Consider the following 25,638-nt stretch of genomic DNA (forward strand, 5'->3'; position numbering starts at 1 on the left):
GAGCTTTTTACAGCGTCGTCTCTTTCAGGCTGCTCAGGCCGTTGATCTCCAGCAGGCCCAGCGTTCTGACATCCAGCTGATCGTACCGGGGCAGGCTGCCCTCCACGCACTCGCCCAGCCAGTCCATCTCCATCAGTTCCTTGGGGGTGTAGGTGTCTGCGGTGGGTGCCTTGGGGATATGCCCCTGCGCAAAGATGCCCGCCGGGAAGATGGGGAACTCGTTGGCCGCAAGGTTCTTTTCCAGCAGATCGAGCAGCTGCTGCGTGCCCTTGGGCAGGGTCTCGTAGTAATCCAGACGCTCCGCGTCACTGCGGAAGCCCCACCAGTAGTTGATGGCCTTGCCGCTGGAACCGCTGTCCCAGGTGCCCTCGAAGATGGAGCGGATGATGCCGATATAGAACACTTCCCACTTCCAGACCGGCAGTGCCACCGGCTGGATGCTGCCATCCGGCATCCGGCGGCACAGGCCGTATTCCCTGGCGCTGCCGGTGGGCTCAAAGGGGCTGCAGGCGTAGAACAGCTCGATATCCGGGCAGTCGGAGAAATCCAGCGGTTTCCCCGGCTCCTGCAGGCAGGCCCAGCGCAGCAGGATATGGCTGTTGGGCCGCACGGTGCGCAGGCCCCGGGCAAAGGCGTTGACGGCCGCAGGCACACCGTAAACGGGGTTGGCCGCCACATAGCCCACCCGGTCGGTCAGATTCAGGATACCCGCCAGCATTCCCAGCAGGTAGTTGGCCTCATAGGTGCGGGGGTAATAGGTGCGCACCAGCGGATGGGGCGCGTTCAGGCAGCAGTTCAGGAACCGGGTTTTGGGGTGCTGGGCCGCTACCTTGAGGCAGGCGGGCCGCATCCGGATACTGGTGGTGAACACCACGTCCGCGTTGTCGTGGGCTACTTCTTCCATGATCTGCTCCGCGTCCACCTCGGGGGAGACATTTTCCCGGTTGGTGATGACGAGCCGGTCCGGGAATGCCTTTTTCAGGGCCTCGATCCCCTTTTCGTGGCCCCGCACCCAGGCGCTGTTCTTGGCATCGTACTCGTGCAGGAACACCACCTTGAGCTGGCTGGGCTTGCTGAAGATGTTCAGCTTGTTCAGCAGTGGCTCACTGCCGGGCTTTGGCTCCAACGAAAGCTCCACGGCGTGGGGCTCCGTCAGGATCTTGATCTCATCCCACAGCTTGGCCAGGTTTTCCCGCACCTGGCTGGGGGTGGACTGGCAGGCATCCGAATACCGGTAGACCGAGAGGTACACCAGCAGCGCGTCGCCCGGGGTCAGCCCCAGGGCGGAGCCGCCCAGCGCATAGAACTGCTGGCTGAACATGGTATACAGGGCCGAGAAGTTCAGCCGGTCGTCATCCGACCATACCTCGCTGGCGGCCTTGCAGACCAGCGTCTGCAGCTTTGCATAGCCGCCCAGCCGGGAGAACCGGACATTGTTGATCTTGCTCAGCTTATAAAAATCAAGAAACTCGTAGTAGATCTTGTTTTCCAGCGTGTCGTTCCGGGCCGGAACAAGCCGGGTGACCGTGCCCGGAATGGTGACCGCCTCGTAGTATTTGAGGACAGACACCCGCTTGTTGCCCTCCTGCACATAGAACTTGTTCAGGTATTCGTAGGCAATGATGGGGGTGTGGATGCCCTCCTCCAGATGGGCCTCGCAGAGATTCGACCACTTGATGGCAAACTCGGTGTCCTCTTCCAGCAGGGGCATAAAGTTGGCCGCAAAGGCCGTGTGCCGCCCGCTGGTCTTGGTGCCCACAATGCTCTCGGCGGGGATATCCACCAGCCCCAGCGGTTCCTGGGCGACGATGTTCACCCCGTTCAGGATATCATCCAGCACCGCAAGGTACGGCGACTGGCCGCGCGCCACACAGGCACGGTAGGCACGCTGGCCCGCGCGCAGGGCGCTTCTATAATCTTCTAGCATGGCCATAGCAGAACTCCCTTCTTCAATGGCTCCTGTTTTCCTTTCCCGGCCCGTGCCGCCGGGTATGCGGCACAGGTCTAAGGACAGTATAACATGAAATTCGGATTTATGGGAGACTTTCTCCGGCAAAGGTGTTGATTTACAGAAATTTTTCAGGTACGATAAATAGGAAACCATATTTGTGAGGTACATTTTCATGCAGACTGAACAGCTGCCCCGCCTGGAAGCGGGGGAATACCCCGGCGGCATCTGGTACTACGAGCCCCACACCTACCTGCCCTACCGCTATGTGCTGGGCCGGGTGGGCAGGCACCCGCTGGTGTGCATCGGCATCAACCCCAGCACCGCCCAGCCCGGCGCGCTGGACCCCACCTTAAAGAGTGTGGAGCGGCTGGCCAACGCCAACGGCTTTGACAGCTGGATCATGTTCAACGTATATCCCCAGCGCGCCACCGACCCCAACGACATGGACCGGGTGCCGGACCGCGCCCTCTGCGACGAGAACCTGCGCTGGCTGCGGGCCGTTCTGGCCGAGACCGAGCCCACCATGTGGGCCGCATGGGGCACCCTGATCGAAAAACGGGACTACCTGCCCGGCCTGATGCGGGAGATGGTGGCCCTGACAAGAGAGCGGGACATCCCGTGGGTCACCTTTGGCAAGCGGAGCAAAAAGGGCCACCCCCATCACCCGCTCTACCTGCGCAAAGATTCCACACCCGAGCCGTTTGATGTTGAAAACTATCTGGACACCTGTTTTTGAGGGAGGGATACCATGACCCCGGAACGCTACCAGGCCCTGCTGCGCTGGCTGGAGGCCCGCCCCGCCCTGAAAAAGCTGGTGATCGCCCTGAACCGCTGGCTGCCTGCCGTGCCCTTTGCCTGCTACCCTTTGCTGCTGGTGCTGCTGAATGTGCGGTGGTTCCGGCTGCTCTCCGCAAACCGCGCCGCCGCTCTGGATTTTATGCAGCTCATCGCCCGGGCAGTCTTTGTGCCGGCCTTCGTCTTTCTGGGCGGCACGCTCCTGCGGGCCAGGCTGAACTTTCCCCGCCCGTATGAGCAGCCCGGCTTCACGCCGCTGGTGCCCAAGGAGACCCACGGCAAGTCCTTCCCCTCCCGCCACGCCCTGAGCGCCGCCGTGCTGGCCGCTGTGTGGTGCTACTTCTACCCCGCCGCCGGGGCCTGCATGGTGGTGGTGGCCCTGCTCATCTGCGCCCTGCGGGTGCTTGCCGGGGCGCACTTTGTCCGGGATGTGGCCGCCGGTGCTCTGCTCGGCTTTGCCCTTGGGGCCGCCGGAATGTACCTGCTGTGACCCCAAAATTCCCCCTGCGCCGGAAAATCCAAAAAAATTTGAAATTCCGCTTGACAGAAGCCTATGCGTATGGTATTATACTTCTCGCAGCGTGTGCCGAACGCACACTGCCGCCAGATAAGTACCCCATGGGATAACAACGTGCGCCCGTAGCTCAGGTGGATAGAGCAACTGCCTTCTAAGCAGTGGGCCGGGGGTTCGAGTCCCTTCGGGCGCATATTATGTGGTGCCTTTAGCGTAGTCGGTTAACGCGCCAGATTGTGGATCTGGAGACCGTGGGTTCGAGTCCCACAAGGCACCCTGCTAGGAATCAGACCGGAAGCCGAAAGGTTTCCGGTCTGATTTTTTGCTTTTCCGGCCCATTTTAACACGTATTTCCGTTGCTTTTCCGCTTTCTGCCGAAAAGTACAACTTTTTTCGAAATTGTGCTTGACAATTCCAGATTCCATGGTATAATAACTAACGTTCCGAGCCGAACGGCCCACGAACAAAACAGAATATGCGGATATGGCGGAATTGGCAGACGCGTTAGATTCAGGTTCTAATCGGGGCAACTCGGTGGAGGTTCAAGTCCTCTTATCCGCACCATGACGAATGTTCTTACAGCATTTAGCTGTCAAAGAACATTCGTCATTTTTTATTTGCTAAATAGCGACATCACAGGGGGCGTAGTTCACAACTACGCCTTTTCTTGTATTCACCGATACATCGGGTGTCGGCAAAGGAAGTGCGCTTGGAATCTCGATGGTGCCCACACAGTTGTAGTGAATGCGGAGCCGCTGCTCCCATACACCATTGACCTTTTCTGCATTGAACACTTCGATTTTTTCCACCAGTTCATTCAGCATCCGGGGTGTCAGCTTTTTTGCTCTGGTGTACTTGCGAACCAGACTGATGAACATATCCGTTGTCATAGTACGGCTGCTCTGCTTTTCGATTTCGGAGCGGAGCTGTTTGATTTCCTCGGTCAGCTCCTTTTGCTCGTCCTCATATCTCCGGGACATTCTGGAAAAGCGTTCATCAGAGATCTTGCCGGAAACATTGTCCTCATAGATGCGCTCAAAGAGGCCGTCCAGTTCTTCATCACGGGCAAGGAGTGCTTTCAACTCTTTCTCTTTCAGCTTGCGGTCGGCTTCGTCTGCCTGCTGGGAGTGCCCGATAACAGCCTTCAAAAAGTCGTCCTCATAGAGGCTGGCAAACTTGGTCAGCCGCCGAATCTCGCCCAGCACCACTTCTTCCAGAAAGTCTACCCTGATGTAGTGGGTGGATTGGCAGGTGCCACGGTTGCCCTTGTAGTTGGAACAGTTGAAATACTTGATTTCCGGGTTGCCCTGATTGAAGTGGAAATGCAGATTGCAGCCGCAGTCTGCGCAGACGAGCAAGCCAGAGAACATATTGTGTTCTCCGTTGCTGGTACGGCGTTTGCGCATTTTTCCGCGTTTCTGCTGTACCTGTTCAAACACGGCTCGCTCAATAATTGGCTCGTGAACATTTTGGAACACTACCCAATTTTCCGGGTCGTTATGAATCCGCTTCTTATTCTTGTAGGACTTGGAGTAGGTTTTGAAGTTCAGAACATCACCACAATACTCCTGCTGGTACAGAAGATGGGTAATCGTGGAGCCATTCCACTTGGTGACGGGGCGCGTCTTGGTCTTTCCGGGACGGCCGATGCCTTTCTGAATCCAGTAGGCCTGCGGCGTCAGGATGCCTTCCTTTTCAAACTGGGTGGCAATCTGTTCCGTGCCAAAGCCCTCCAACGTCATATCAAAAATGCGCCGGACAACTTGTGCAGCTTCTTCATCAATGACCCAATGCTTGGGATTGTTCGGGTCCTTGATATACCCATAGGGAGGAAGTCCCATCGGTTCGCCGGAGTTGCCTTTGATTTTATTACTGATACGGCGTTTCTTGCTGATGTCGCGGGCATACCACTCATTGAACAGGTTTCGGATGGGTGCCAGTTCGTTTTCTCCCTCGGCCGTGTCGATGTTGTCCGAAACGGCAACAAGTCGGATGTCATGGTCTGGGAAAAATTCTTCTGTCAGCCGTCCGACCTCAATATAGTTTCGGCCCAAACGGGAAAGGTCTTTGACGAACACAGCGGAGGCTTTCCCTTGTTCGAGCTGCTGCATCATTTCAACGAAACCGGGACGGTTCATGGTCACGCCGGAAATGCCATCATCCAGAAAGTGAACCAGATTGGTATAGCCTTTTTCCTTTGCAACTTTGGTGAGCAGCTTCTTTTGGTTGCCGATGCTGTAACTCTCGCCCTCCAAATTATCATCACGGGAAAGACGCTCATAGAGAAAAGCGGTTGCTTCACGGGATTTCTTGTTACTCGACTGTTTCATACTCGCTCCTTTCTTGGGACAGTCGAATAGCAAATTCACTTGTACACCTATATTATAACACAATCCGCTTTCTCTGTCCGCTGCCTCCCGAAAGGTCATTATAATTTTTCGCTTTCGGATTTCATCAGCCGGAGAAGAACTTCTCCTAAGGTCTGGGAACTTTCTTCTTTGAACACCGGCTCAACGATAAAGGAGCGATTGCCAATACGATAAGTCGAATCCAGAGTAAGCATCTCTGGATTTTTTGTTTTTTCCGGGTTTGTCTTTTTCGCTTGCATCGTAAAAATCCCCTTTCTTAAAAATCAAAAAATGAGCCAACGGATGGCTGCTGGCAGCAACCCACGGGAATCTCACCCCTGCATTCCTCATGCAGCCCTACTCATTGCCTGCGACGCTCTGAACGCTCGGACTTTGACGGTAAGGGAGTATCAGCCTGTCTGTATGTCATGGCCCGCAAGCAGCCGCACTTGCATTGCGGCGGGGTGGAGATCGCTCCGCTTTTCAGAGAAAAGCATCGTGGCGCACCCGCCGTCCGGCTCGATACAGACAGCAACGTATCCGTTTGCCCTATGATGCACCGCCATTGTCCTGCGGGCATATTTTTCAAGGTGCTGTCCCGAAACGTGGAAAGGGTCAGCTCGTTTCGGCTTTGGTTACAATAGAAGAAATCAGTTTGATTTCCAGATGGCGTTTCATGTACTCGTCTATGCACACATGAGGCTGACCGTGCTTGTCGTAGAGAATGCCTGTACAGAGCTTGTTGATATAACCTCTGTAATGTCGCAAAACCTGTTCAACTGCATCGGTGTCCCCAGCGCAGGCGGAGCGAATCACCGAGAGCGGTAAAAGCTCTCTGCTTGTGTGTTCATAGGAGTTCATTTACGCCTAACCTCCCTCCGGCAAGTGCGCCTTTAGCTTTTTTTGCAGCTCGTTCAGCGTTTTTGTCCGGTGGCGCTGTACAGCACTCCGGGACATTCCCATGAGGTCGCCAATCTTGCCATCGCCCAGTTCCAGAACGCAAAACAGAATCAGAATGCTTTGTTCTTGCTTTGGCAGAGCGGCAAACGCATTGGCAACAAGTTCATTGTCGATGTGCAGATCACAGCCGTAGGATGAAAATACAAATTCTTCACTTGGATAATGGTCTACACTCGTGAGCTGCCCCAGTTCTTCCAACGAAAGAACGCTGAATGACTTTTCACGGTCAAGCAGACGTTTCTTATTTCGGTGATAGTTCCGGGCCTCATTTCGCAGCACCGCTTTGCAGAACGCATCGAATCGGTACTGTTCGCCATCGTTGCGAGGGATAGCTTCCATCTTCTCACCCCCTTTCCGTGGGGATGTCGGGTGGATTTTTCCCTTTCCGCTAATATGACACCTGAAACACCCGATTCTGCCCGCTTTTTTGAAAATTTCCAAAAATATTTTTGAAACAGGCAGCTTTTCAGGCGGCAATAGAAAAGCCCAGCAGACCGAAAACGGCCAACCGAGCATAATGAAAGCACGAAACGCGCAGTAGCTACATCGTATAGTACATAGTAAAAGCCCTGCTGACCCTGTGCGGGAGCAAGGCTTTTTTTGACAGTTCAAAACTGGGCGGCTGATAGAATATCAAGTACATGACGGCATCCTCCTATGGCCGCCATACGGACGATGAAACGCTCTGATACGCAAAAAGAACCGGCGGCCTTGATTTTCTCAAAAGCCGCCGGTTCAAAATGGGCGCGCGGATATGTCTGCTATACGACGGCTTTTTTTCTTTTGCCGTCGTGCGGCAGGTGTTTTTACTTTTTATTCTTTTGTGCTACATGGACGATTATGGCAACTAAAATAATTGCGGCGACCATACCAATTAAAGGGAGCCATGTGTCGGTGATGCTTTGCAATACGGCATTCCGGTTTACATTTTCGGGCAACTTTAGACCTCCAAGTCTCGCTGTTCTGTGACAATACGTTTACAGGAAAGATACGTTGCAAGGAAATAACTTCCGTAGACAAGCAGAAAAAGAACGATTGTCAGTCCGATATTGGTTGCGATATGGATGTTCATAAATTCTTCCACCACAGCCATTGCTTTGCCAATCAGGAAAGCAGAATACACGCCAGCGACGACTAGCGGAATGGCAAAGAACACGACTGTCTGCACAAAAAGCGTATGATTGATTTGTCTGTGTCCTGCACCCAGCTTTTGCAGCAAGCCATAACGATACACATTGTCGGTCGTTTCGGTAAGCTGTTTTAACGCCAGAAGTGCGGCGCAAATCAGCAAAAAGACCAACCCGATATAGCAGCAAAGGAAGCTCACCAAGGCATCAAGGCCGTAGAACGTCTCATACATCATGTTCTTTTCGGCATACCGATAGCCGTGTGTACTATCCAATCCAATCGGAATCATCTTTTGCAAAATTTCATTGGAATCTGCATTAGGCTCATATTGCACCAAAAGCGCATTTACGTCTTTTTCAAGAGAAGCGGTGACGAAATCGGGAACGATCAAGGTGCCGCGGTCATTATTACCAACCGAAGTCATAACGTATGTTTCCTGCAAAACGTTATCTTCTGCACGCTGTAAAGTCGCCCCGCCAACCGTGATTTCCGGGTGGCTCTGCAATGCAGCAGCAACATACCGATACGTTCCATTGTAGTTGCAGTTCAACAGGTATTGGCCATCGTTCAGCGTGATGGGTGCTTTGTTCTGCATGGCTAAGGCACGATTCAAGTCCGAAATGGAGATTACGGAAACCTTGCTGTCAGGAACTTTTTCATCAATCGGCCAAAATTTGACTTTCTGTCCTTCAAATAGTTCAGAGTAGGTCATATCGGCCTCGTAAACACTGATTTGCTCTGTAGCTTTGGCGTAGTTGCTTATGGTAATATCGTGTGCAGCGAGATAGGCAGCAATATCGCTGTCCCCATCAACAGAAACATTGGAAAGCACATTCAAATCATAGGGCGTTGCAGATTGGGACATTTTGTTCATAGCAAGCGCTGTGCTTGCGCCAATCGACACGGCGCAGATCGTGATGGTCAGCAATCCGCATACAACCGTTACCACAAGATAATTGGTTCGGATTTTACTGCCAATCTGACGGACAAGGAACGTATTCAGACCTTTCATGTAAAAGCATTTCCTTGCACTTGCTGCTTGCATGAAAACGGCTGACAGCGAGTAGAACAGCAGAAAAGTTCCCGCGACCAATGCCGCCGCTGCCAACTGGAACAGATTATTTTCATGCGATGGCAGAACCCCGTTTCTGTTGAACAGCGCGGCAGAAATTCCGATGCAAAGCAGCGAGAGCAGGAACAGACAAACCGGCAAGATGCGGTTTTCATTCTGCATACTTTCGTTTTTTCTGCCGTCCGTCAATAGGTCAATCAATTTAACATTGGTGACAGACCGAATATTGAAAAGCATGACGATAAAAAAGATGATTGTGAAACACAACACGGTCTGGCGAAGCGCTCCGGCTGAAAACACGATCCGAAACTTTTCAAGATTGATTGCAAAAAGCCGCAATGCAATCAAAGAAAACCCTTGCGAAAAGAAAAAGCCCAAAAGCAATCCTGTGCCCAGCGCAATGATGCCAACACAAAGCGTTTCGCCTGCAAACAACCGGGAAATACGCCCTTTTTTCATGCCGAGCATCATATACACGCCTAATTCCTTAATTTTTGTGAAAAATTCTTTGCGCGTATCCGTCCCACGATGCAGTTCGTTGAACACCTGCCCATCTTTGATAAACAAAATGCGATTGCAATAGCTGGCGGAAAAAGCGTCATGCGTTACCATGAGAATCGTTGCTGAAAGCCGTTCATTCAATTCGGTCAACATTGTCAACAGCATTCGGGAAGAGTTGGAATCCAGTGCGCCGGTCGGCTCATCTGCCAGTACGATGGCGGGATTTGTCACCATCGCTCTTGCAGCAGCTACTCTCTGCTGCTGACCGCCGGACATCTGATAGGGATATTTACCCAATACATCCTGAATGTTCAGCGCTTGGGCAATCTGTGGAATACGCTGCTCTATTTCACTGGGTTTGGCACCTGCGATGGAAAGGGCCAGAGAGATATTTTCATAGGCGGTCAAGGTGTCCAGAAGATTGAAATTCTGGAAAATAAACCCCAGCTTTTTTCCTCGAAAGTCTGCAAGCTGTGACCCGTGAAGCGCCGTAATGTCCTTTTCTTCTACATAGATATGACCGCTGGTGACGGTATCAATCGTGGAAATGCAGTTCAGCAAGGTGGTTTTGCCAGAGCCGGAAGCACCCATGATGCCGAGAAATTCTCCTTTGCGAACAGAAAAAGAGATGTGGTCGATGGCTTTTGTCAGGTTGCCTTTGTTACCGTAAAATTTTTGGATGTCATCCACCCGTAAGATCGTATCGCCCATAGGTCAGGCTCCTTTCTCAAAAGCGCTTTGCTTTTGTGCTTTTACTCTACCACAAGGAATTTTCCGATGCCATTAAATTGGATTACATTTGTATTACCAAAATGTAAGGTTGAAAAAAGCGAGGCTTTACAGCCCCGCCGCCTGCAAATAGCTTTCCGTAGGAAAAACCATCGTCACAGTCGTTCCCTGTCCCGGAACGCTGGAAATAGAAAGTGAGATATTCATTTTTCGACATAGCCTTTGGCTCAAGTACAAACCAATGCCGGTTGATTTGGAATAACGGCGGCCGTTTTCACCAGTAAAGCCTTTGTCGAACACGCGCGGCAAGTCAGCAGCAGAAATACCAATGCCATTATCGGAAATGAAAAGAGATACCGTGTTTTTCTCTGCTCTGGCTGAAAATTCAACTTGTAAATTATCTTTCCGATACTTGATAGCGTTGGAAAGAATCTGTCCGATCACAAAGGTGCAGCTCTTGCTGTCTGCGGCCACGGGAATATCCAGTTCCTTTAGAACCGGCTTTCCACCGACCTGAATCAACGGCTTTGAGTACGTTTTTAGCGCAGCGTACACCAATGCCTGCAAGGTGATTTTCTCCACCTTAAAGTCCTTTTCCACATCGGTACTGCGGGCGTAATATAGCACCTGCTCCACATAAGCATCAATTTTCCGCAGTTCATCGTCAATTCGCAGTGTGGTGGGATTCTTTTCATTTTCAACGATCAGCCGGGCAGAGGTGATAGGCGTTTTGATTTCATGCACCCATGAATCAAGGTATTCCCGATATTCACGGTTCTCCTGTTCTGCACAGGCAAGCTGGTCGTTCTGGTATTTGTTGCAGCACCGCAGAACGTCCACCAAAATCTGCCCCTCTAAAAAATGAGGCGGTACCATTAACTCACCTAAAAGTGTTTTTATGTCCAGCTGCTCTGTCATTTTTTGAAGCAGATTATAAAAACTCTGCTTGCGAAAAAAGTCATACAGCAGCGCTGTACTGTACGCTGCAAGTAAAATCACCTCGGCAAACAGAATAAACACAGCAGGTGTTTCAATCAGCCAGAGGAGCGCAAGCAGCACGAGTGCAGCCACCAGCATACAAATCAGGGAAAAGATACGGTCAAGCAGATACTCGGATAACTTCATACGCAATACCCTAAACCACGTTTCGTTTCCAGATAGTCCGGCAGACCGATTTCGGTCAGTGCTTTCCGTAACCGAACGATGTTGACATTCAATGTGTTTTCGTCTATAAATTGTTCACTCTGCCAGAGTTCATCAATAATAGCGTCACGGGGAATAATGTTGCCCTTATTCACCATAAGCAGGCGCAAAATCCCAAGTTCATTTTTGGTAAGTGTTTTTTTGTTCCCTTGATAGCTGATTTCCGCCTTGAGCAAATTTAAGGTCAAGCCTTTGTGCGTGAGAACGATGTTGTCCTGTACTTCATAGGTCCGAGCCAGAAGTTTTTGGATTCGCGCCAAAAGAATCTGTGCATTGTACGGCTTTGCAATATAATCATCTGCGCCGATGTTCAAGCTCATCAACTCGTCAAAATCGCTGTTTCTGCTGGTAAGTACAATGATAGGAAGATTGGATTTCTGTCGGATTTCTCTGCATACTTGGAAACCATCCTGATAGGGCAGATTGATGTCTAAGAGAATCAAGTTAGCCCCTGATGAAAGAGCAGCTTGCACAATGTGGTGAAAATCATCGCTGCTGTCGCATTGGTAGCCGTACTTTTGAAGAAGCTGAACAAGTTCCTCGCGGATTGCCGGTTCATCTTCTATAATGAAGATTTTCATGCTCACACCTCCATATTCTATTATATTTCGATTTTCCAGAGAATACAATGCTCAAACTATGAACAATAAAGTTTAGCAGCAACGCACTTTGCATCATTTCGCCAATCGTCCATGAACTATAAAATGTATATGGGTGATGCAGAATGGCGAAAATTGAGGACTGTCCCGGCTTTGAAACGTTCGGAGCGGATGTCAAGGCAGCTCGAAAGGCAAAACAGCTTTCCCGCAGTGCGCTGGCTGACATGATACATTGTGACAGCCGGTATCTTGCGAACATCGAAAACGAAGGCACGCTGCCCAGCCTGCCGGTGGTGATTCAGTTGATAAAAATTTGCGGCCTGCCGGTGGAGCGGTACTTCAACCCGGAACTCATGCGGGAAGAAAGTGCGGAGCGTCAGAGGGTCAGCCACAAGCTGCAGCTTTGCCCGGAAGAATACTTACCCATCGTAGAAGGTGCCATTGACGGTGCCTTACGAATCCATGAACAGGAAAAAGAGCCCGTGTGTGTCTGATTGTCATGCACGATCATTGAGAGGATGCAAAAGCGTCCTCTTATTTTTTTGCATTTTGCGGGCAAAACGGGGGTGTTGTGGTGTCATAGTAGTGGGGAAAGGTAACGTAGCAAGCATAGGGAGTGTAGCCACTCCCGGCAAAAATGCTTGCTGGGGAGTACCCCAGACCCCGAAGAAACGAGGTGAAACTATGACGAACCGAACCCGAAAAATTGTTCTGCGTGTTCCAGTGACGCCGGAGGAACGGGAACTTATCCGGCAGAAGATGGCTCTGCTGCACACACGGAATTTTTCTGCATACGCCCGGAAGATGCTGATAGACGGATATGTTGTCCACATCGACACCACCGACATCCGGGCGCAGACCGCCGAATTGCAGAAGATTGGCGTCAACGTCAATCAGATCGCACGGCGGCTGAACAGCATGGGGCCGCTGTACACACAAGATATTGCGGACATCAAAGGAGCGCTGGCACAGATATGGCAGTTACAAAGATACATCCTATCAAGTCAACGCTGAAAAAGGCACTGGACTACATCGAGAATCCGGTCAAGACGAATGAAAAAATACTGGTGTCCTCCTTTGCCTGTGCCTACGAAACCGCAGACATCGAATTTGAACTGCTGCTCTCACAAGCCATGCAGAAAGGCAACAATCTGGCCCATCACCTGATACAGTCCTTTGCGCCGGGAGAAACCACGCCGGAGCAGGCCCACAAGATTGGTCGGCAGCTTGCAGATGAAGTCCTGCAAGGCAAATACCCGTATGTGCTGACCACGCACATTGACAAGGGACACGTCCACAACCACATCATTTTCTGTGCTGTGGACATGGTGAACCAGCGAAAGTATGTTTCCAACCGTCAGAGTTATGCCTACATCCGGCGCACCAGTGACCGTCTGTGCATAGAACACGGCCTGTCCTTGGTAATGCCCGGCCAAGACCGGGGCAAGAGCTATGCCGAGTGGGACGCACACCGCAAGGGCACAAGCTGGAAGGCGAAGCTGAGAGTTGCCATAGATGCAGCCGTCCCGCAGGCCAAAGATTTTGACGATTTTCTGCGGCTCCTGCAGGAGCAGGGCTACGAGGTCAAGCGGGACAAGTACGTTTCGTTCCGCGCACCCGGACAGGAGCGGTTCACCCGCTGCAAAACGCTGGGAGAAACCTATTCCGAGGAAGCCATCATCGAACGCATCAAAGGTCGGTTCGCGGAGCGGAAGCCCAAAGAAACCCGTAAAATTTCGTTGCGGATTGATTTGGAAAACAGCATCAAGGCCCAGCAGTCCGCAGGGTATGAGAAGTGGGCAAAGCTCCACAACTTGAAACAGGCTGCCCGGACGCTGAACTTTCTGACGGAGCATGAAATAGACAGCTACCTAGATTTGGAAAGCCGGGTGGCCGAGATCACCGCCGCCAGCACCGAGGCTGCCGCTGCGCTGAAAGCGGTCGAACGCCAGCTTGCAGAAATGGCCGTGCTGATAAAGGATGTTACCACCTGTAAAGAACTGCGTCCATTGGTTCAGGAATACCAGCGGGCCGCTGACAAAAAGCAGTTCCGGCGCAAGCATGAAGGCACCCTGATTCTCTACGAAGCGGCGGCCAAGGCACTGAAAAACCAGGGCCTCCAAAAGCTGCCCGATCTCTACACCCTGAAAGCCGAGTATAAGCAACTGGCCGAGCAGAAAGACCAACTGCAGCGGCAGTACGCCGAAGCCAAACGCCAGATGCAGGAATACGGCATCATCAAGCAGAATGTGGACGGCATCCTGCGGACAACACCGGGAAAAGAGCAGATGCAGGAACGGTAAATCTGCACAAAATATTGTTCGGATTTTTGAACTGCAAACGCTTAGACTGGGTGGCGTTTCCACCCGAAATCATGTAAAATAGAATTAGACAACGAAAGCGAGGAACCCTTTATGGCAGAAGTGAAAGACAATAGCTCCATCCAGCTTTTTGAAGATCAGAAAATCCGTACTGCATGGGATGCAGAAAAGGAAGAATGGTATTTTGCAATCGTTGATGTGATTGCTGTTCTGACTGACAGCGCAGACCCACAAAACTATTGGCGTGTTCTAAAAAAGCGCCTTAAAGACGAAGGAAATGAAACCATTACAAATTGTAATGGTTTGAAAATGACGGCCCCAGACGGTAAAAAACGTAAAACGGATGTTGCCAACACTGAACAGCTCCTGCGTATAATCCAGTCCATCCCGTCCCCTAAGGCTGAACCGTTCAAGGCATGGCTGGCAATGGTGGGCAAGGAACGCATCGAAGAAACCATCGACCCGGAGCAAGCTATTGACCGTGCGCTTGATACCTATTTGAAGAAAGGCTACTCCGAAGAATGGATTCACCAGCGGCTTTTGGCAATCCGCATCCGCAACGAACTAACGGACGAATGGAAGAAGCGCGGAGTGCAAAAGGGCAAGGAGTACGCCATCCTGACCGATGAAATCTCCCGCGCATGGTCCGGCATGACCACGGGGCAGTACAAGCGGCTGAAAGGTCTGACAAAAGAAAATCTCCGGGACAACATGACCGATTTGGAACTTGTTTTGACGATGCTGGCCGAAGCCTCCACTACGGATATTTCCAAGACTGCAAAGCCGCAGACCTTTGAAGAAAACAAGCAGGTTGCCAAGCGTGGCGGCAAGGTAGCCGGTATTGCACGGCAGGCTCTTGAAGCAGAAACTGGAAAGCCCGTTATTACAGAAAAAAATACGTTTGACTTCCAGCAGCTTGTGACCGACGTTGTAGAAGATGCCGCCGAACTGCCGGAAAAGAAAAATAACCCCTAAAGCCAAGATTTAAGGGAGAAAAGACAATGACATTTGATTTGGTAGAAAACGCATTACATTCATTACGTGAAGCTATTTCTTACTATACAGAAGCGGATGAAGGACAAAACGCAGATCAATTCAAATTTTCGGTTTTGTTGACTTGTCACTGCGCAGAATTATTGCTGAAAGAAATATTGGTTCGTAATCATCCGGCACTTATCTATGAAGATATTGATAAGATTGGAAACATAGATAGAGAAGCAGACAGGCAAACTGTTGGTTATCGGCTTGCGTTACTTCGAGTGAAAAATCTATGCGGAGTGGACTTAAAGCAATATGAGGACTACCTAGTCGAACTTGGACAAACGCGCAATACTGTCCAACATTATAAATGTGTAATAGATGGAGTCTTTTATAAAAGTCTTTTGTCAAAATCATTTTCCGCAATAGAGTATTTGCTCTTGGATGTACTGCATCTGAATTTTGAAGACTATCTTTCAGTCATTAGTCCAGATGACATAGCATTTTTACACGAAGACACGAAAGCGTATAATGCTCGAAAAAGTGACATACAAAAGGAGTTTGAGCAAAAGACAGCAATTCGATATATAATTATTTATGATGCAAAAACGAAATTTAAGCCATATTGTCCGATTTGCGGGACACAATTTCTTGCAAAAGGAGATGGCATTGAAATCCACTGCAAATTTTGTGGGGCTAATTTTGACAATTATCAAGATTTGTGTAGTCAAGACCGTTCTTGCTTGAATAGCTTTCAGGCATTGCGGGATATAGGAAGAAGAAAAGGGCATTTGTGCATGCCGATATATCCTTGTCCTAAGTGTGAAAGCAAAACAGTAGTTTATTTGCCGGAAACAGCAACATGGGAATGCCTTTCTTGTGGAACCGAATTTAGCGAATCTATATATTGTGATGAATGCGGAGAACCGATGCCGGCAGACATTACACAGATTGCCATTTCAGATTTTGACCCTGATGATTATAAAAAATTGTGCCCTGAATGTGCATCGAAATTCGCAAGCAGTGATGAATACATTGACTATACTCTAAATTAAAAAATAGCCGGACACAGCAGCCACAAGGCCACCGTGTCCGGCTATTTCTGTACCGACAATGACACATTACTTTTGCTAAAAATAATGTGTCATTGTCGAGCTGGCAGTATCACTCACCCGCAAAATCGAACCCCTGTCCGTCAAAGTCAGCATCCGTCATGCGCTCCAACTTTGCAATAGTACTGTTTGCCAACCGCCGCATTTCGGTGTCCATATCCGACAGGGCAGCCAGCATCCGCGCCATCGTCCGGCGGCGGTCAGAAGTGTGGTATATACAGATCAAATTTTCTTCTTCCACGCTGAAATTCATGGTCAGACCTCCAATTCCTTTGTCTTTTCTCGTGGCTGCGTTTGCTTGCTCTGCTCCTTTTTTGCGGCATCCAGCTGTGCCCGGATGGACGGCTTTTTCGGTTTGGCCGTTCGGGATTTTTTTGCTTTCGGCGCCTTTTCTTCGGTCTTGACTGCGGCGGCAAGGTCCGTCAGAGAAATTTGTTCTCCGGCCTTTGCTTTGGCTTCCAACTCACCTAAAGAGGGCGCATTGTTCAGCACACCGTCAATCATGTTTTCGTTTTGTTCGGTGGAAAGTTCTGCGGTGCGCAGCGGGTTTTCCCGCAAGAACTCTGGCACCTGCTGGAAGCCCACACTATCGCAGTAGTGAGCGGTATTTTGTCCGTTCTGGTGCAGCACTACCACATCCGAAACGGACAGCGAGTGTCCCTTGAAATCTGCCGGATGGTCCACATTGAATGTACGGTAGATGTCCTCCAATGTGGTACCCGCAGCCAGCGGCGCGGCGTATACTTCCGTATAGTTGGCCTTGTCCACGGTTCGGCCAGCGGCCTGCAGGCGGTCGTAGGGCTCAAAACGGTAATCGCGGGTGGAATCCTCATTGCGCAGCTGGTAGATGGAAAAGCTGCCCTGCTGCGGTGCTTCAAAGCCTGCCGCTGCGTATTCCTCTACTGTCATTCCAGCAGCGGCCGCCTCCTGCGCGATCTCTGCCTGCACCTGTGCCTTGTAATCCTGCAAGCTCTGGTCAAAGTCAGCCAGCTTGGGCGGTTCCGGCAAGTTATACTGGCCTTGGTTAAGCAGCGGGCGGCAGTCCTGCACATAGGCCACAACAGTGTTGTAATAGGCAGCCTGTTCCGGCGAAATGTTCTGTTCCTCCCGCAAAGCGGCGGTGGCTGCCTGCTCCATGGCCGAAAGATTGCAATGCTGTTTGAGGTACGGGATAAACTCGGTCAGCACCATTTCCCGCTCTGCCTTGTCCTGCTCCCACGCTTCCGGGCCTTTGTTGTGCAGAACAAAATTTTTCCAGTTCTCGTCTTTAGCGTAGTATTCGTGGTAGCTCTGGATGTGCTGAATCAGAGAGCCGTCCCCGTCACCAAAATCCTGCCGCCCCTCGTAGTTGTCCAGCTGGCCGTTCAGAGTAAAATCAATGCGGAATGCGGTCTTGTCGTACCAGCCACCATCGTAACCGTTCTTTTCCCGTTCCGTGTGCTGGGTGGTATCCAGTTCTTCAAAAACACGATTCGCCACGGACAGCGGCATGATTTCGCCGTCCTGCAGCTTGTCGCTTTCGCTCCACAGAATCGTGACCGTAGGCTCTGCGGATAAATCTGGCACAGCGGCCTTTTCTGCTACCGGGGCAGAAAGTTCATTGGCATTTTCGGTTGCCTCTTGGAACGCTGTCAGCTTATCGCCCAACAGGACTTCCGACACTGTGGCTGTCTGCCCCAGCAGAGCAAGGGCTTCTTCTCCGGCATCTTTCAAGGTCAGGCCGGGTGCGTCCAGCTGGCCGCCGTCCAGAGCCTTTTTGTCTGCATCATACAGTGTATAGTCATAGCCGGAATCACAAGTCTGGATGAACAGGGCGTTCCCATTGTCCAGCGCAAATGCGGCCTCCTGTGCAGCGGAAAGGTCTGCTTCCCGCTGCTGGCGCAGTTCTGCCAGATGTTCGTCCAGCGCAGAGATCAGCTCATGGGCCGCGCTACGGATAATTTCCAGAGAGGCTTTCAGCTCCGCCAGTTCCCGGCCCGAACTCCACCCGGCCACATAACCAAAGGAATACTCGGATGTGTCCAGCCCGTAGTGCTGGCAGACTGCATAAGCTACGCTTTCGGCCTGCACCTCGCGGGTGCGGCTGTCCGGGCGGTTGGTCTGTTCCGGGGTGTTCGGGTCGATGGCGTGAAGTTTGGCGTGGGCAATTTCGTGGATAGCCGTCTTGATGGTTTGCAGCTGGCTCATGCCCTCCTGAATTGCAATGCGGTTGTCGAGCAGATGAAAGTACCCATGCGCCCCGCCCTCGATGCCCTCAAACCCGATGGGCACCGGGGATGTCTGCTCCAACGCCTTGAAAAAATCTTGATAGTCCTGCACGCTGCCGGAAAGTTCATTCACCGCAATGGATGGCAGCGGTTCGCCCTCGGTCTGGCTGACATCGAACACAGAAACCACTTTGAAGGCCGGAATCTGCACCGTCTTTTCCTCGGTCAGTGGCTTGCCGTCCTTGTCCAGAATCGGCTTGCCCTGTTCGTCCAGTTTTTCCGTTTTCTGCTTGACCTTGTAGGGCGCGGGAGCAAGGATTTTGATGCCCTTTTCGCCCTTTTTCACGGTGCGGTGGAACGTGTCTTTCCACTTGTTGAAACCCGCCACCAGCTGTCCGCCCTGCATGGCAATCAGCAAGGTGTTGTTGAAGCTGTAATTGTGGAATTTCGCCATCGTGGTGAGGTAGGCTTTGTAGCGGTCGCTGTCGAACAGCTCTTGAATCCCTGTTTCCAGCCGGTCCGTGATTTCTTTCATGCGCTCTGCGCTGTCCTTGCCGTTCAGGATGATGGGGATAACTTTCTGCGGTTCCGTTTCAGGCTGAACAGGCGGCGGGATATTGGCTGCATCCCGCATGACTTCCGGCGCAGGAAAAGACAGTACCCGGTATTCCTCTGGCACAGGCTGGCCCTCGTGGACTTTCTGCCACGCATCCCCGCTTTTGACAAGGTAGCCATACTCGGTAAACACGCCCTGCTCCTGCTGGGCCACATAACGGCCAAACTGCGCCGTGTCGATGCCGCCTTTCCATTCTTCCGGCATATCCACCATGCCGGAACGGTTCAGATAGTAGTCACCCAGCTGGGCAGGCCCGCGTACATCCGGCAGATGCACATAATAGTCCACGTTTTCGGGAAAGTCGGTGATTCTCCCAATGCTGGAAAACTCACTCTGCGGAGTTTGCAGGGCGGCGTTCAACTCTGCGCGTTCCCCGGCAGAAAGCGTTTCCAGCCGTGCGGCAAGAAAGTTCAGCTCGTCCACATTGGATGCCAGCACCATGTTGTAGGGAATCGCAATACGTTTTTCTTCCTCAGCAAAGTAGCCGGAAATGAAAAGGCCCTGCGGATTATCGGACGAAATGCCGATTTGCCGCAGGGCCGCTTGTACCTGTTCGGTTGTAGTGGGCAGGTCCAGCCAGACGCCATCCCTGCCTTGCTGCTGCCGATTTTGCAGCTGGATGGAAAATAATTCGCTCATTTGGTCACACTCCTTTTTTGCTATCCTACGGATAGAGAGAGCCGGTTATGGCAAAATGAATGCTTCACCTTACCATAACCGGCCCTCGTAATTTTATTATGAACTTATCCGGAATCTGTTAAAGGGACATATAAATATACCCATACGACTTTTCAAGCCGTTCAGGTGGAATTGTGATATTGGAATTTGCAAGAATTTCGCCAAATTCTTTTAGACCTGCCATTACCTGATCCGAAAGAAAGTTTAAATAGCTTTCAATTGTTGTGAACTCCGACCCTTTATACCAAAAATCTGTTAGAGAATCATTTTCTTTCAAATCTTTTCTAGTGATTTCCCAACAGGTAGTGCGCAAAGGCCTGTATTTATCACAAGCCTTTAGATAGCGTCCGACATCTTCATCTTTTAAGTCATCAAACGGAAAATGAAAAGAGCTAGTGTATTCAGACAATGGGACAGATTCCATTTTGAGCTGTTTTAATCGCGTTAATGTCCATTTGTCTGCAATTATATCTGTAAATTCATTCCACGTCATCAAACGTACATTTGAAAGGTTTGCAGCCTCAATCGCACCGGATTGGAAGCCAGCTTGTGAAATCAAAAGACCTAATGATGCACCAGAATCTTGTACAACCGTTCTGAATGCGTGAACTTTTTCTTTTGGAACTGAAGAATTCCAAAATTTACATTCACACACAATTCTTTTAACCAATTCATCAGGAGATTCGACCAAAACATCGACTTCCACTTTACCACGGACGGTATCAATTGTACAAGGGCTAACTGCTCGATATCCCGATTGATTTAGAAGCAGCGCAACATCATCCTGCAACTCTTTCCAAGTAGCTGGACATCTATCTGTAAATTTCATTACGGCATCTCCCTGCAAAGTTCCTTTAGTTAAGTTTATTTTATCACATTATAGAATCCCTCGCAATTCGGTAATTGACGTACTTGCCTCCCGTATCTGCCAGAAGCACCGTTGCATCATAGGTTTTGCCTGTCTTTTCGGAATAGAGGCCCTTAACCTTTGCCTTACCGTTTTTGAGCAGAGCAGCGGCGATCTTCGGTATGAACGCCTTTTTGCGCTGCTCAAAGAAGCGGTCATTCTTCCACATCACGAACTGACAGCTACGATTCCCGCAGTAGAAGTTTTTCTTGCCCTCATAGACGTTTTCACTGCACCGGGGACACTTGCCGATAATAACCCGTTCCGACTGGAACAGGTTTTGCTTATCTGCACTGATACAAGAATAGGTCTTGACCAGCTGGCGCACCTGCGCTTCAATTTCGGCCATGAACTCGTCCGCGTCTGCGTTGCCCTTGGCAATCTCGGTCAGGCGGTTTTCCCATTCGGCGGTCAGGACGGGAGAGGTCAGGCTTTCCGGCAGAACCACCGCCAGATTGATGCCGTCCTTGGTGGGGACAAGCTGTTTGCCCTTGCGCTGCACAAAGCCCATTTGCACCAGTTTTTCCAGAATCGCGGCACGGGTGGCCGGAGTGCCCAGCCCCTTACGTTCCGCTTCCTCCGGCATATCTTCGGCCCCGGCCCGCTCCATTGCTGACAGGAGCGTATCTTCGGTGTAGGCTTTCGGCGGGGATGTGAAGTGTTCCGATACGGTAGAAGTTACGCGGAAACTCTGCCCCTCGGCCAGTTCCGGCAGGGTGTTCAGGGCTTTCGTTTCTTCTTCGCCGTCTGCTTTCAGGGTGGCGCGGAACCGTTGGTCGATCTCTTTCCAGCCGGGGACAAGCACCGTCTTTCCCTTGGCGGTGAACTCGTTCCCGGCGCAGGAGAACACAGCAGTCACAGTTTCGTACTCATGGGGCGCGGCTATCGCGCAGAGCAGTTTGGAGCAGACAAGGTTCATCAGCTTGCATTCACTCTCGGCAAGACCAGTGAAACCCTGCTTTACAAATTCGGACGTGGGGATGATGGCGTGGTGGTCCGATACCTTTTTGCTGTTCAGCACCCGGCCCACTTCCGGGGTCAAGTCAAGCCCTTGGGCAAAGGGCAGCAGCCCCAGCAGGTCAGACACAAGATGTTGTGCCGTCTGGCCCATGTCCTCGGTCAGATATTGGCTGTCGGTGCGGGGATAGGTCAGCAATTTCTTTTCGTAAAGCTGCTGGGCGTAATCAAGGGTCTGTTTTGCGGTAAAACCGAACAGACGGTTTGCTTCCCGCTGCAATGTAGTCAGGTCATAGAGCTTGGGCGGCTGTTCTGTCTTTTTCTCCCGCTTGACAGAAGAACAGATAGCAGATGCCCCGGCACAGGCATTTTTCAAAGTGTCGGCCTCGTCCATGCTGGCAATGCGTCCACTGTCTGCTTTCAGACTGCCGGACTGGATGCCGACTGTGTAATACCTTTCTTTCTGGAAGCGCAGGATTTTTGCATCCCGGTCCACCAGCATTTTCAATGTCGGTGTCTGTACGCGGCCCACGGTCAGAGTCTTGTGGTACAGCACCGAAAACAGCCGCGTTGCATTGATGCCCACCAGCCAATCTGCTTTTGCACGGCAGAGGGCCGATTGGTACAGCGCATCATAATCCGAATCCGGGCACAGGTTTGCAAAGCCCTCCCGGATGGCGGCATCCTCCATGCTGGAAATCCAGAGCCGCTTTACGGGTTTCGTGCAGCCGGTCATTTGGTAGACAAAGCGGAAGATCAGTTCTCCCTCCCGGCCTGCGTCGGTTGCGGCAGTCACACTGTCCACATCCGGGCGGTTGAGCAGGGCACGCAGAACTTCAAACTGCTGTTTCTTCTCGTCCGGGACAATGAACTGCCACGGCTGGGGCAGGATGGGCAAATCCTCATACCGCCATTTGCAGTATTTTTCGTCGTACTGGCCAGCCTCGGCAAAGGACACCAGATGCCCGATGCACCAGCTGACCAGATACCCGCCACCCTGCCAATAGCCGTTTTGCTTTTCAGCGGCCCCGATCACGGCGGCAATGCTGCGGGCTACACTGGGCTTTTCGGCGATCACCAGCTGAAAGCTCATGTTTCGTCCTCCTGTCCGTCCTCTGAATGAATTTCGATTTCAGCCGGTTCCTCGTCTGCATCTTCGTCCTCGCCAAAATCGTATTCGTCCAGATCATCGTGCCCGGTGGTATCGGCCTTGGGCTTGTGGAACTTGAAATAATAGAGTGCTGCACCGCCGCCCGCCAGAGCCAGCACCAACAGGATCATCAGACTGCCCATGTTGGACTTCGGCTTTTCCTCTGGCGTTTCAGTGTCAGTTTTCACCGCTTCCGGGGCCGTGCAGTTCCGCAGGCTCTTTTCACACAAGGGGCAGTTTTCGTTGACGTTCCCGGCCTCACATTTCACGGTGCAGATGCAGAACTCGGTGTCCTGCGGTTCTTCGTCCAGCAGGGCCAGCAAGTCGGCATCGTCCACTTGGTTCAGGAAGTGAACGGACGTTTCCTTGTCCTCGTTGGCACGGTCAATGAGAATGTAAAAATAATTCCCGGCCTTGGTGGTCACTGTAATAAGCTGCTTGTCGCCGTAAAAGTCATCCACCAGTGTTGCATTGCCCTTGGGCGTGATGGGCACACCCTCCGGCTCCATGCCGCCCGTGGTGGGTTCTTCTTCGATAATCTCCGGCAAAGGTTCCGGGGCAGGGTCAGTACCGCTTGCGAAAGCGGGCATGGAAAATGAGCAGAGGCAGAGCAGGATAGCCAGCAGTCCGGCAGCGAAACGGTTCCAGTTATCAGGTTTCATTGGCGGCATCCTCCTGTTTGTGGTACGGTGTGGCGGTGGGTGCAGCATTCAGCGCACCGCTGCGCAGGAAGGCCGCGAACTCGTCCGGCTTCATGTTCATGCTGCGCACCAGCTGAATGATCTGCAAGTTTTCCTGTTCAGTCTTTGCAGCTTCCAGTTCTTTCAACTGCTGCTGGTATTCGCTGATTTTTTCTTTGAGCCGTTCGATGTCACGCTCAATGCGGGAAAGTCTTTTTGCCATACAAAATCCTTTCTGGCGTCACGGTAAACGCCCATAGCTGTAAAAATGTTCCTTCCAATATTTTGAGTTAAGGTTTGTGTAAGAGATAGGGTCGCCGCAGTGCAGCATGATGGAATTGCCCACATAGATTCCGCAATGGCTCACGCCGGGGGTATCGTAGGTGCCCTTGAAAAACACAAGGTCGCCCGGTTTGACTTGCACCGCCGAAACAGGAGTGCAGAGGTTGTAAAGGCCCTGCGCGGTCTGGCGGCCCACATTCCAGCCGGAATGATTCAGCACCCACGAAATGTAGCCGCTGCAATCAAAGCTGGTGCTGGGCGAACTGCCGCCCCACACATACGGGTAGCCGATGTACTTGGTTGCTTCCTCCATCACGGCGGCAAACCTATCATCCTTTAGTGCTTCCGAGGGAATATCGTAGTAGGTGGGCTGCTTGATGGTGGACGCATTGGGGTACTGTGCCTGCCCGAACAAATCCGGCCGATTGCCCAGCGTGCGCATATAGAGCGAATAGGCACTAAGCTGTTCTTCGGTCAGTACTTCCACGGGCAGGTGGGATAAATCCTTGTTCTTCAGCTTGACCGTGCAGATGTAGTATTCATACGGTTCTTGGTAGGTGATAACTTGCGGCACACCATACGGGCCAATAATGACCATCATTTTTGTACGGTAACGTATCTGCATGGTCACGGTCTCGGTCAGGATGTACTGCTTTTCAAAGAGCATTTCAAGTTCGCCCTGCACCTCGGCCAATGTAAAAACGCCATCATGGAGCGCGGACAAAATCGAGATCAGCACATAGGGGTCATGCTCGATTTCGTCCAGATAAAAATGATACTCGTCGTAGTTGTGGGTGGCCTCGTAGGTGTCCAGATACTGTTGCAGCTTTTGTTCCAGCTTGGCGTAGGCTTTTTCCGCACCCAGCATATCCTTGTCTTTGGAAAAGTAAGAGGATGCCGTCACGCCGGTTCCAGCGGTGCCCGCCATCACGGTGCAGGACTGCAAACCCGTTATCAAGAGCAGAGCCAGCAGACCGAACACCGCCACGATCAGAATGGCTTTCCAGTTCCGGGCCGCAAATTCGGCTACCCGTTCGCCGCCCTCGGCCGCCAGCTTTGTTACCCGGAAACCGTTCTCTGCGGTGGCGGCTGCACCCTGCGCGGCGGCTTGTCCGGCCTGCCGTGCAGCTTTGGTATACTGCTGTTTGATACGCCGTTTCTGCCACATCCGGGAAATGGGGTTGCTGGCCGCCTGTGCAATTTGCGGATTGTCCCGCAAAGACTTCTGATAGAAATACTCGGCGTTAGCCGAACGCAATTCCCGCTCTGCCCTTTCCACGGCCTTGTAGGGTTTCATCTTGTGGTGCCGGATGCCGCTGCGGATGGCCTTGGCGGTCTGATGCTCCACCAGTTCTTCACCCTTGTGGCCACCCTCCACACCCACATTTTCGTGTTCGACTTCATGGATTTTTCCGTGAGCGAACAGCAATGCTTCCGACAGTGGGCGGCTGACCGGGTTTGGTTTCAGGCTGGGTGGGCCTTTGTCCTGCTGCTCAAAGCACAGGGTGGATTTTGCCTTGCCGCTGGCGGCATCGTAGACTTTTTCCTTGACCGGGACGCGCTTTTTGGGCAGAGCGGCGCGGGCCGCATCCAGCTTGTCGGCTTTCGCTCCCGCCTTTTGGATATACGGCTGCAACGCCGAGTCTGCCCGTTCTTCCTCGGTCAGTTCCAGACGGGCGGCGGAACCGTGCAGGCCATCTTCGCTTTCGGCGGTGGCCGCTGTTTCTGCTGCCTTTTTCGCTTTCTTTTTATTTTCATGCCCGTCCTTGATGTCCTCAGCCCGTTCCAGAATTTTTTCGGCCTTGCCCTCGGCATCCGTGGAGTAGTCCTGTTCCGCTTCCCGACTGGAAGCATTCTCTACAGTGCCGTCCGCTTGATTTTCCACCACCAGACCGTCACGGGTCATGGTCTGGGTGACTTTGGCTTTTGCCTGCAATTCTTTCAAGGTTC

General features: G+C 51.8%; 22 protein-coding genes, 3 tRNA genes and 1 pseudogene. 10 read left to right on the forward strand and 16 right to left on the reverse strand.

Features of this window, described 5'->3' with window-relative positions; translation table 11 throughout:
• Window positions 1-7: 7 nt before the first annotated feature.
• The gene (locus J3353_RS03760; RefSeq protein WP_242700841.1) at window positions 8-1,933 is read right to left on the reverse strand and encodes a BMP family ABC transporter substrate-binding protein; all 1,926 of its coding nucleotides are present in this window, start codon (window positions 1,931-1,933) and stop codon (window positions 8-10) included.
• A 190-nt stretch (window positions 1,934-2,123) separates the two neighbouring features.
• On the opposite strand from J3353_RS03760, the gene J3353_RS03765 reads away from it, so the two are divergent.
• The 5 genes from J3353_RS03765 to J3353_RS03785 all read left to right on the forward strand — a co-directional run bounded on the left by J3353_RS03765 (window position 2,124) and on the right by J3353_RS03785 (window position 3,824).
• Entirely contained in the window at window positions 2,124-2,687 is a 564-nt protein-coding gene (locus J3353_RS03765) for a DUF1643 domain-containing protein (RefSeq protein ID WP_005935043.1), read from the forward strand.
• Window positions 2,688-2,699: 12 nt separating this feature from the next.
• Window positions 2,700-3,236, forward strand: coding sequence for a phosphatase PAP2 family protein (locus J3353_RS03770; RefSeq protein ID WP_207684212.1), 537 nt, complete (start codon window positions 2,700-2,702; stop codon window positions 3,234-3,236).
• A gap of 143 nt (window positions 3,237-3,379) precedes the next feature.
• Window positions 3,380-3,453: transfer RNA gene (locus tag J3353_RS03775), tRNA-Arg, on the forward strand.
• 9 nt (window positions 3,454-3,462) lie between these two features.
• A tRNA-His gene (locus tag J3353_RS03780) sits at window positions 3,463-3,536 on the forward strand.
• A gap of 201 nt (window positions 3,537-3,737) precedes the next feature.
• Window positions 3,738-3,824 (forward strand) — tRNA-Leu (locus J3353_RS03785).
• A gap of 56 nt (window positions 3,825-3,880) precedes the next feature.
• Here the strand turns inward: J3353_RS03785 and J3353_RS03790 are convergent.
• The 8 genes and pseudogenes from J3353_RS03790 to J3353_RS03820 form a co-directional block, all read right to left on the reverse strand.
• The gene (locus tag J3353_RS03790) at window positions 3,881-5,590 is read right to left on the reverse strand and encodes a recombinase family protein (protein ID WP_242700842.1); all 1,710 of its coding nucleotides are present in this window, start codon (window positions 5,588-5,590) and stop codon (window positions 3,881-3,883) included.
• 98 nt (window positions 5,591-5,688) lie between these two features.
• Window positions 5,689-5,868: a hypothetical protein gene (locus J3353_RS03795; protein WP_005927535.1), complete on the reverse strand. Its 180-nt coding sequence runs from the start codon at window positions 5,866-5,868 to the stop codon at window positions 5,689-5,691.
• Between the two features lie 355 nt (window positions 5,869-6,223).
• A complete protein-coding gene (locus tag J3353_RS03800) occupies window positions 6,224-6,469 on the reverse strand; it encodes a helix-turn-helix domain-containing protein (RefSeq protein ID WP_207684214.1) in 246 nt (81 codons plus the stop codon).
• A gap of 6 nt (window positions 6,470-6,475) precedes the next feature.
• Window positions 6,476-6,907 carry a sigma-70 family RNA polymerase sigma factor gene (locus J3353_RS03805; protein WP_044960731.1) on the reverse strand — a complete coding sequence of 144 codons (432 nt, stop codon included), beginning with the start codon at window positions 6,905-6,907 and terminating at the stop codon, window positions 6,476-6,478.
• 601 nt (window positions 6,908-7,508) lie between these two features.
• Entirely contained in the window at window positions 7,509-9,005 is a 1,497-nt protein-coding gene (locus tag J3353_RS16540) for an FtsX-like permease family protein (protein ID WP_370569156.1), read from the reverse strand.
• Window positions 8,988-9,980 (reverse strand): annotated as a pseudogene (locus tag J3353_RS16545) (ATP-binding cassette domain-containing protein); the annotation flags it as partial. The gene J3353_RS16540 and the pseudogene J3353_RS16545, both read right to left, overlap by 18 nt.
• A gap of 126 nt (window positions 9,981-10,106) precedes the next feature.
• Window positions 10,107-11,123 (reverse strand): HAMP domain-containing sensor histidine kinase, encoded by a 1,017-nt coding sequence (locus J3353_RS03815; protein WP_207684216.1) that lies wholly within the window; start codon window positions 11,121-11,123, stop codon window positions 10,107-10,109.
• Window positions 11,120-11,782 (reverse strand): response regulator transcription factor, encoded by a 663-nt coding sequence (locus tag J3353_RS03820; protein WP_207684217.1) that lies wholly within the window; start codon window positions 11,780-11,782, stop codon window positions 11,120-11,122. The genes J3353_RS03815 and J3353_RS03820 overlap by 4 nt, the downstream gene beginning before the upstream one ends.
• Window positions 11,783-11,925: 143 nt before the next feature.
• On the opposite strand from J3353_RS03820, the gene J3353_RS03825 reads away from it, so the two are divergent.
• The 5 genes from J3353_RS03825 to J3353_RS03845 all read left to right on the forward strand — a co-directional run bounded on the left by J3353_RS03825 (window position 11,926) and on the right by J3353_RS03845 (window position 16,154).
• Window positions 11,926-12,294, forward strand: coding sequence for a helix-turn-helix transcriptional regulator (locus tag J3353_RS03825; RefSeq protein ID WP_005927725.1), 369 nt, complete (start codon window positions 11,926-11,928; stop codon window positions 12,292-12,294).
• Window positions 12,295-12,484: 190 nt separating this feature from the next.
• Window positions 12,485-12,814, forward strand: a complete 330-nt coding sequence (gene mobC, locus J3353_RS03830) for a plasmid mobilization relaxosome protein MobC (protein ID WP_207684218.1) — start codon at window positions 12,485-12,487, stop codon at window positions 12,812-12,814.
• Window positions 12,775-14,103: a relaxase/mobilization nuclease domain-containing protein gene (locus J3353_RS03835; protein ID WP_207684219.1), complete on the forward strand. Its 1,329-nt coding sequence runs from the start codon at window positions 12,775-12,777 to the stop codon at window positions 14,101-14,103. The genes mobC and J3353_RS03835 overlap by 40 nt, the downstream gene beginning before the upstream one ends.
• 111 nt (window positions 14,104-14,214) lie before the next feature.
• Window positions 14,215-15,096: a Bro-N domain-containing protein gene (locus tag J3353_RS03840; RefSeq protein WP_207684220.1), complete on the forward strand. Its 882-nt coding sequence runs from the start codon at window positions 14,215-14,217 to the stop codon at window positions 15,094-15,096.
• 26 nt (window positions 15,097-15,122) lie between these two features.
• The gene (locus tag J3353_RS03845; RefSeq protein ID WP_177976206.1) at window positions 15,123-16,154 is read left to right on the forward strand and encodes a hypothetical protein; all 1,032 of its coding nucleotides are present in this window, start codon (window positions 15,123-15,125) and stop codon (window positions 16,152-16,154) included.
• A gap of 109 nt (window positions 16,155-16,263) precedes the next feature.
• Here J3353_RS03845 and J3353_RS03850 read toward each other — a convergent pair whose 3' ends face one another.
• From J3353_RS03850 to J3353_RS03880, 7 genes are all read right to left on the reverse strand, one after another.
• A complete protein-coding gene (locus tag J3353_RS03850) occupies window positions 16,264-16,464 on the reverse strand; it encodes a transposon-transfer assisting family protein (protein ID WP_207684221.1) in 201 nt (66 codons plus the stop codon).
• A 2-nt stretch (window positions 16,465-16,466) separates the two neighbouring features.
• The gene (locus J3353_RS03855; RefSeq protein WP_207684222.1) at window positions 16,467-19,673 is read right to left on the reverse strand and encodes a YodL domain-containing protein; all 3,207 of its coding nucleotides are present in this window, start codon (window positions 19,671-19,673) and stop codon (window positions 16,467-16,469) included.
• Between the two features lie 118 nt (window positions 19,674-19,791).
• On the reverse strand, window positions 19,792-20,541 hold the full coding sequence (locus J3353_RS03860; RefSeq protein WP_207684223.1) for a restriction endonuclease: 750 nt from the start codon (window positions 20,539-20,541) through the stop codon (window positions 19,792-19,794).
• A gap of 43 nt (window positions 20,542-20,584) precedes the next feature.
• A complete protein-coding gene (locus tag J3353_RS03865; protein ID WP_207684224.1) occupies window positions 20,585-22,669 on the reverse strand; it encodes a DNA topoisomerase 3 in 2,085 nt (694 codons plus the stop codon).
• Window positions 22,666-23,388 carry a DUF4366 domain-containing protein gene (locus J3353_RS03870; RefSeq protein WP_154251881.1) on the reverse strand — a complete coding sequence of 241 codons (723 nt, stop codon included), beginning with the start codon at window positions 23,386-23,388 and terminating at the stop codon, window positions 22,666-22,668. The genes J3353_RS03865 and J3353_RS03870 overlap by 4 nt, the downstream gene beginning before the upstream one ends.
• Entirely contained in the window at window positions 23,378-23,629 is a 252-nt protein-coding gene (locus tag J3353_RS03875) for a DUF4315 family protein (protein ID WP_117554029.1), read from the reverse strand. Before J3353_RS03875 ends, J3353_RS03870 begins: the two co-directional genes overlap by 11 nt.
• 18 nt (window positions 23,630-23,647) lie before the next feature.
• Window positions 23,648-25,633 (reverse strand): C40 family peptidase, encoded by a 1,986-nt coding sequence (locus tag J3353_RS03880; protein ID WP_207684228.1) that lies wholly within the window; start codon window positions 25,631-25,633, stop codon window positions 23,648-23,650.
• Window positions 25,634-25,638: the final 5 nt, after the last annotated feature.

The sequence above is a fragment of the Faecalibacterium sp. Marseille-Q4137 genome (assembly GCF_017377535.1).
Lineage (GTDB): Bacteria > Bacillota > Clostridia > Oscillospirales > Ruminococcaceae > Faecalibacterium > Faecalibacterium duncaniae.

What these genes read in the sequence shown, in the direction of transcription:
- J3353_RS03815 (WP_207684216.1), bottom strand. Translation starts at nt 11,123, where the DNA reads ATGAAGTTATCCGAGTATCTGCTTGACCGTATCTTTTCCCTGATTTGT.
- J3353_RS03870 (WP_154251881.1), bottom strand. Translation starts at nt 23,388, where the DNA reads ATGAAACCTGATAACTGGAACCGTTTCGCTGCCGGACTGCTGGCTATC.
- J3353_RS03845 (WP_177976206.1), top strand. Translation starts at nt 15,123, where the DNA reads ATGACATTTGATTTGGTAGAAAACGCATTACATTCATTACGTGAAGCT.
- J3353_RS03865 (WP_207684224.1), bottom strand. Translation starts at nt 22,669, where the DNA reads ATGAGCTTTCAGCTGGTGATCGCCGAAAAGCCCAGTGTAGCCCGCAGC.
- J3353_RS03875 (WP_117554029.1), bottom strand. Translation starts at nt 23,629, where the DNA reads ATGGCAAAAAGACTTTCCCGCATTGAGCGTGACATCGAACGGCTCAAA.
- J3353_RS03835 (WP_207684219.1), top strand. Translation starts at nt 12,775, where the DNA reads ATGGCAGTTACAAAGATACATCCTATCAAGTCAACGCTGAAAAAGGCA.
- J3353_RS03790 (WP_242700842.1), bottom strand. Translation starts at nt 5,590, where the DNA reads ATGAAACAGTCGAGTAACAAGAAATCCCGTGAAGCAACCGCTTTTCTC.
- J3353_RS03825 (WP_005927725.1), top strand. Translation starts at nt 11,926, where the DNA reads ATGGCGAAAATTGAGGACTGTCCCGGCTTTGAAACGTTCGGAGCGGAT.
- J3353_RS03860 (WP_207684223.1), bottom strand. Translation starts at nt 20,541, where the DNA reads ATGAAATTTACAGATAGATGTCCAGCTACTTGGAAAGAGTTGCAGGAT.
- J3353_RS03765 (WP_005935043.1), top strand. Translation starts at nt 2,124, where the DNA reads ATGCAGACTGAACAGCTGCCCCGCCTGGAAGCGGGGGAATACCCCGGC.
- J3353_RS03760 (WP_242700841.1), bottom strand. Translation starts at nt 1,933, where the DNA reads ATGGCCATGCTAGAAGATTATAGAAGCGCCCTGCGCGCGGGCCAGCGT.
- J3353_RS03855 (WP_207684222.1), bottom strand. Translation starts at nt 19,673, where the DNA reads ATGAGCGAATTATTTTCCATCCAGCTGCAAAATCGGCAGCAGCAAGGC.
- J3353_RS03820 (WP_207684217.1), bottom strand. Translation starts at nt 11,782, where the DNA reads ATGAAAATCTTCATTATAGAAGATGAACCGGCAATCCGCGAGGAACTT.
- J3353_RS03850 (WP_207684221.1), bottom strand. Translation starts at nt 16,464, where the DNA reads ATGAATTTCAGCGTGGAAGAAGAAAATTTGATCTGTATATACCACACT.
- J3353_RS03770 (WP_207684212.1), top strand. Translation starts at nt 2,700, where the DNA reads ATGACCCCGGAACGCTACCAGGCCCTGCTGCGCTGGCTGGAGGCCCGC.
- J3353_RS03795 (WP_005927535.1), bottom strand. Translation starts at nt 5,868, where the DNA reads ATGCAAGCGAAAAAGACAAACCCGGAAAAAACAAAAAATCCAGAGATG.
- mobC (WP_207684218.1), top strand. Translation starts at nt 12,485, where the DNA reads ATGACGAACCGAACCCGAAAAATTGTTCTGCGTGTTCCAGTGACGCCG.
- J3353_RS16540 (WP_370569156.1), bottom strand. Translation starts at nt 9,005, where the DNA reads ATGCTTTTCAATATTCGGTCTGTCACCAATGTTAAATTGATTGACCTA.
- J3353_RS03800 (WP_207684214.1), bottom strand. Translation starts at nt 6,469, where the DNA reads ATGAACTCCTATGAACACACAAGCAGAGAGCTTTTACCGCTCTCGGTG.
- J3353_RS03840 (WP_207684220.1), top strand. Translation starts at nt 14,215, where the DNA reads ATGGCAGAAGTGAAAGACAATAGCTCCATCCAGCTTTTTGAAGATCAG.
- J3353_RS03805 (WP_044960731.1), bottom strand. Translation starts at nt 6,907, where the DNA reads ATGGAAGCTATCCCTCGCAACGATGGCGAACAGTACCGATTCGATGCG.